A 5865-nucleotide genomic window follows, 5' to 3' on the forward strand; every position below is an offset into this window, starting at 1 on the left:
AGTGAAAGTGGCGCTATTCCAGCCCGAGGCTGTTGCGCAAAATGTGCAGGCGTTCGTCATCCCCGTCGCGGGCGGCCTGCTGAAGTGATTTTGTTGGGGCGTGGATCAGGCGGTTTGTCAACTTGTGGGCCAGTTCCTGCAGGATGGCTTCTGCATTGCCGCCCTGCTGCAGCGCGGCCAGCGCGCGGGTGGTCAGCTCGTTGCGAACATCTTCGGCCTGAGAGCGGTACTCGCGGATCGTCGCGCTGGCACCTTGGGCGCGCAGCCAGGACATAAACTCGCCGGCTTCCTGCTCAACAATCGTTTCAGCCTGCTGCGCCGCGGCTTTGCGCTGGGCGAGGTTGTGCTGAATGATGCTGTGCAGATCGTCGACGCTGTAGAGATAGGCGTTGGCAAGCTTGCCAACTTCCGGTTCAACATCGCGCGGTACGGCAATGTCCACCAGCAGCATCGGCTGATTGCGGCGCGCTTTCAGGGCGCGCTCGACCATCCCTTTACCGATGATCGGCAGCGGGCTGGCGGTGGAGCTGATAATGATATCGGCCTCTTGCAGGCGGGCATCCACGTCGCTCAGAGCCAGCACTTCCGCCCCGACTTCGTCGGCCAGCAGCTGCGCGCGCTCGCGGGTGCGGTTGGCGATCAGCATTTTCTTCACGCCGTGCTCGCGCAGGTGGCGGGCAACCAGTTCGATAGTTTCGCCGGCGCCAACCAGCATTACGGTCACGGTGGAGAGCGATTCAAAGATCTGCCGCGCCAGGGTGCAGGCCGCAAACGCAACGGACACCGCGCTGGCGCCAATGTCTGTTTCAGTACGCACGCGCTTGGCAACGGAGAACGATTTCTGGAACATGCGCTCCAGCTCGCTGACGTTAAGGTGCCCACGGCTGGAGTCGGCGAAGGCTTTTTTAACCTGCCCGAGGATCTGCGGCTCGCCGAGAATAAGCGAATCCAGTCCGCTGGCGACGCGCATCAGGTGGCTGACGGCGTCATTATCCTGATGCCAGTAGAGGCTTTTGCGCAGGTCTTCTTCATTAAGCTGGTGATAATCGCAGAGCCAGCGGATCAGGGCTTCGTGCAGGTTTTCCTGCTCTTCAACGCTGAGGTAGAGTTCCGTGCGATTACAGGTAGACAGCACAACGCCGCCCTGCACCATTGGCTGGGAAAGCAGACTTTCCAGCGCCTGGTCGAGCGTATCCGGCGAAAACGAAACGCGTTCTCGCAGCGCAACCGGGGCCGTTTTGTGGTTAATACCTAGTGCTAGCAGCGTCATGAATACAGGAATAGTGCCAGAATGAATACGGTTAGTCTGGACGCATCATACAGGATGCGCAAGGTCAATAAAAGAGAGTCGCGCCTTTTGGAGCCATCGTTAAATTCATGATTTCAGACAATCTGAACGTAGACGCTGTGAACCGGCGACGCTACGATTGAAGATTATAACTGTAATGGACAACAAGGATTTTCCCTTATGAGCATGACCCGACTGTTGCGTCTGATGCCCCTGGCCGCGCTGGTACTCTCTGCCTGTACGCTTAACAATGTGCCTAAAGGGCCGGGACAGAGTGTCGACTCCCCCCAGTGGCGCGCGCATCAGCAGCAGGTGCGTCAGCTGAACCAATATCAGGCCCGCGGCGCCTTCGCTTTTATCTCTGACGATCAAAAAGTGTACGCCAACTTTTTCTGGCAGCAAACCGGCCAGGATAGCTACCGCCTGCTGTTGACCAATCCGCTGGGCAGCACGGAGCTTTCGCTCACCGCAAAACCGGGGAGCGTGACGCTGGTGGATAATAAAGGCAAATCCTATACCGCCACAGATGCAGAAGAGATGATTGGCAAACTCACCGGGATGCCGATCCCGCTCAACAGCCTGCGCCAGTGGATCCTCGGCCTGCCCGGCGACGCCACGGATTACAAACTCGATGACCAGGCGCGCCTGAGCGAGCTGACCTACGCCCGCGACGGTAAAACCTGGAAAGTGGTTTACGGCGGCTACGACAGCAAAACCACCCCGGCCATGCCGGCCAACATGGAGCTGACCGACGGCAGCGAACGTATCAAGCTGAAAATGAATAACTGGATCGTTAAATGAGCACCCGCTGGCCCTCACCGGCAAAACTGAACTTGTTTCTCTACATTACCGGACAGCGCGCCGACGGCTACCACACGCTGCAGACGCTGTTCCAGTTTCTGGACTATGGCGACACCCTAACCATCGACCTGCGTCAGGATGGTCAGCTTAATCTACTTACGCCTGTGGACGGCGTGGCCAACGATGACAACCTGATTATCCGCGCGGCGCGCCTGCTTATTCAGGAAGCCACGCGCAGCGGGCGCTTCGACGCCTCCTGCGGTGCCGATATCCGCATCGACAAACGCCTGCCGATGGGCGGCGGCCTCGGCGGCGGCTCATCTAATGCCGCCACGGTGCTGGTGGCGCTTAACCATTTATGGCAGTGCGGCTTATCGGTGGATACGCTGGCGGAAATAGGCCTGACGCTGGGCGCGGACGTGCCGGTATTCGTGCGCGGCCACGCCGCCTTTGCCGAAGGCGTGGGCGAACTGCTTACGCCGGTGACGGTGTCGGAAAAATGGTATCTGGTCGCCCATCCCGGCGTCAGTATCGCCACCCCGATTATTTTTGGCGATCCGGATCTGCCCAGAAACTCACCAAAAAGATCGGTAGAAACGTTATTAAAATGTGAATTCAGCAATGATTGCGAGGTTATCGCAAGAAAACGATTTCGTAAGGTTGATGCGGCGCTTTCCTGGCTGTTAGAATACGCGCCGTCGCGTCTGACTGGCACCGGAGCCTGTGTTTTTGCTGAATTTGACACCGAATCCGCTGCCCGCCAGGTGCTGGAACGCGCCCCCGACTGGCTGCAGGGCTTTGTCGCCCGCGGTGTCAACATCTCACCGCTTATGCAGACGTTAAAGGGGCAAACTGAGTCCCGGTGACAGCGCCACCTCGTTCCAGACGTTGCATCGTGCTCGCTAATACACCCAATGGATGAAGCTGCGCCTGACCCGCACAGCCCCGGCTCTTCCTTCATCCGCCACTGGACGCATGCCTGAGGTTCTTCTCGTGCCTGATATGAAGCTTTTTGCTGGTAACGCCACCCCGGAACTAGCACAACGTATTGCCAACCGCCTGTACACTTCTCTTGGCGACGCCGCTGTAGGACGTTTTAGCGACGGTGAAGTCAGCGTACAAATCAATGAAAACGTACGCGGTGGTGATATTTTCATCATCCAGTCCACTTGTGCTCCCACGAACGACAACCTGATGGAACTGGTTGTTATGGTCGATGCCCTGCGCCGCGCTTCTGCCGGCCGTATCACCGCCGTAATCCCCTACTTTGGCTATGCACGTCAGGATCGTCGCGTACGCTCTGCCCGTGTACCCATCACTGCCAAAGTTGTCGCGGACTTCCTGTCCAGCGTTGGCGTTGACCGCGTATTGACCGTAGATCTGCACGCTGAACAGATTCAGGGCTTCTTTGATGTGCCTGTTGATAACGTCTTCGGCAGCCCAATTCTGCTGGAAGATATGCTGCAGCTGAAGCTGGAAAACCCAATTGTGGTTTCTCCTGACATTGGCGGCGTCGTGCGTGCCCGCGCAATTGCCAAGCTGCTCAATGACACCGACATGGCCATCATCGACAAGCGTCGCCCGCGCGCTAACGTCTCTCAGGTTATGCACATTATCGGCGACGTTGCCGGCCGCGACTGCGTGCTGGTTGACGATATGATCGACACCGGCGGCACGCTGTGCAAGGCTGCCGAAGCGCTGAAAGAGCGCGGTGCTAAACGCGTATTTGCTTACGCCACTCACCCAATCTTCTCCGGCAACGCGGCAACCAACCTGCGCGACTCGGTGATTGACGAAGTGATCGTGTGCGATACCATCCCGCTGTCGGCGGAAATCAAAGCGCTGCCGAACGTGCGCACGCTGACCCTCTCCGGCATGCTGGCAGAAGCGATTCGCCGCATCAGCAATGAAGAATCTATTTCAGCGATGTTCGAACACTGATATACCCGTCATACTTCAAGCTGCTTGTGCGTTGGCTGCGTTTGCTCACCCCGGTCACTTACTTATGTAAGCTTCCGGGGATTCGCTCTCTTGCCGCCTGTAAGCAACTCGAATTATTTAGGATATAGATTCAACGTGCTGTATAAAAACCCGCCGCGGCGGGTTTTTTTATCACCGCCCAACATTTGTATGATCAATGCCTCCTTCGGTGCCCTTACCCGACACTGATGCGCATGAGGTACCTCCACCGTGAATAAAAATAACATTGCAGAGATACTGCCCTTTCGGGCGCTGATCGATGCCTGCTGGAAAGAGAAATACACCGCTCCCCGCTTCGTTCGCGATTTGATCGCCGGCATTACCGTCGGTATCATCGCCATTCCGCTGGCAATGGCGCTAGCGATCGGCAGCGGCGTCGCGCCGCAGTACGGGCTTTATACCTCCGCCGTGGCCGGGATTGTCATCGCCCTCGCCGGCGGCTCGCGCTTTAGCGTCTCCGGCCCTACGGCCGCCTTCGTCGTTATCCTTTACCCGGTTTCCCAACAGTTCGGCCTCGCCGGGCTGCTGGTGGCGACCCTGATGTCCGGCGTATTCCTGATCCTGTTCGGCGTCGCAAGGTTAGGCCGCCTGATTGAGTACATTCCGGTATCGGTCACGCTGGGGTTCACGTCGGGGATCGGCATTACCATTGCCACCATGCAGGTGAAGGACTTTCTCGGCCTGCAGCTTAGCCAGTCACCGGAACATTACTGGCAGAAAGTAGCCGCTCTGGCGGCAGCGCTGCCGACCATTAACCCCGGCGATACTGCTATCGGCGTGACGACCCTGGCTGTGCTGATCCTCTGGCCGCGTCTGGGCCTGCGCCTGCCGGGGCACCTTCCCGCGCTGCTGGTGGGCTGCGCGGTGATGGGCGCGGTGAACCTGCTCGGCGGCGACGTCGCCACCATCGGCTCCCGGTTCCACTATCTGCTCAGCGACGGTAGCCAGGGCAACGGTATTCCCCCGCTGCTGCCGCAGCTGGTGCTGCCGTGGCAAATGTCCGGAGCCAGCTTCACGTTAAGCCTCAATTCCCTGCAGGCGCTGCTGCCGGCGGCCTTTTCGATGGCAATGCTCGGCGCTATTGAGTCGCTGCTGTGCGCCGTGGTGCTGGACGGTATGACCGGCACTCGCCACAAGGCGAACAACGAACTGATTGGCCAGGGGCTCGGCAATATCATCGCGCCGTTCTTCGGCGGCATTACCGCCACCGCGGCGATTGCCCGCTCGGCGGCCAACGTCCGCGCCGGGGCTACCTCGCCGGTCGCTGCGGTGATCCACGCGGTACTGGTGCTGCTGGCGCTGCTTGTCCTCGCCCCGCTGCTCTCGTGGCTGCCGCTATCGGCGATGGCGGCCCTGCTGCTGATGGTGGCGTGGAACATGAGCGAAGCCCACAAAGTCGTCAACCTGCTGCGCCGCGCGCCCATCGACGACATTATCGTCATGCTGCTGTGCATGTCGTTAACGGTGCTGTTTGACATGGTGATTGCCATCGGCGTCGGTATCGTGCTGGCCTCGCTGCTGTTTATGCGCCGTATCGCGCGCATGACGCGGCTGGCGCCGGTAGCGGTTAGCGTTCCCGACGAAGTGCTGGTGGTGCGGGTGATTGGCCCGCTGTTTTTCGCCGCGGCCGACGGCGTGTTTAATGTTCTGCAAAGCCAGCTGAGCGGCAAGCGGATTGTGGTGATGAAGTGGGATGCGGTACCGCTGCTGGACGCAGGCGGTCTGGAAACTTTTCAGCGCTTTGTTCAGGCGCTGCCGGAAGGCTGCGAGCTGCGGGTGTCCAATCTGGAGTTTCA

Annotated in this window: 5 protein-coding genes; 4 read left to right on the top strand and 1 reads right to left on the bottom strand. The window is 59.1% G+C overall.

Features of this window, described 5'->3' with window-relative positions:
- Positions 1-13 precede the first annotated feature (13 nt).
- Positions 14-1270 (bottom strand): glutamyl-tRNA reductase, encoded by a 1257-nt coding sequence (gene hemA, locus QZ766_RS05750; RefSeq protein ID WP_297198588.1) that lies wholly within the window; start codon positions 1268-1270, stop codon positions 14-16.
- A gap of 204 nt (positions 1271-1474) precedes the next feature.
- Between hemA and lolB the strand changes: the two genes are divergently transcribed.
- The 4 genes from lolB to dauA form a co-directional block, all read left to right on the top strand.
- Positions 1475-2089 (top strand): lipoprotein insertase outer membrane protein LolB, encoded by a 615-nt coding sequence (lolB, locus tag QZ766_RS05755; RefSeq protein WP_297198600.1) that lies wholly within the window; start codon positions 1475-1477, stop codon positions 2087-2089.
- Entirely contained in the window at positions 2086-2955 is an 870-nt protein-coding gene (gene ispE / locus QZ766_RS05760) for a 4-(cytidine 5'-diphospho)-2-C-methyl-D-erythritol kinase (RefSeq protein ID WP_297198591.1), read from the top strand. Before lolB ends, ispE begins: the two co-directional genes overlap by 4 nt.
- Positions 2956-3082: 127 nt before the next feature.
- Positions 3083-4030 (top strand): ribose-phosphate diphosphokinase, encoded by a 948-nt coding sequence (gene prs, locus QZ766_RS05765; RefSeq protein WP_297198595.1) that lies wholly within the window; start codon positions 3083-3085, stop codon positions 4028-4030.
- 249 nt (positions 4031-4279) lie between these two features.
- A partial coding sequence (gene dauA / locus QZ766_RS05770) for a C4-dicarboxylic acid transporter DauA (protein ID WP_297198597.1) occupies positions 4280-5865 on the top strand: 1586 nt, incomplete at its 3' end.

This window comes from uncultured Pluralibacter sp. (genome assembly GCF_913775985.1).
Classification (GTDB): domain Bacteria; phylum Pseudomonadota; class Gammaproteobacteria; order Enterobacterales; family Enterobacteriaceae; genus Pluralibacter.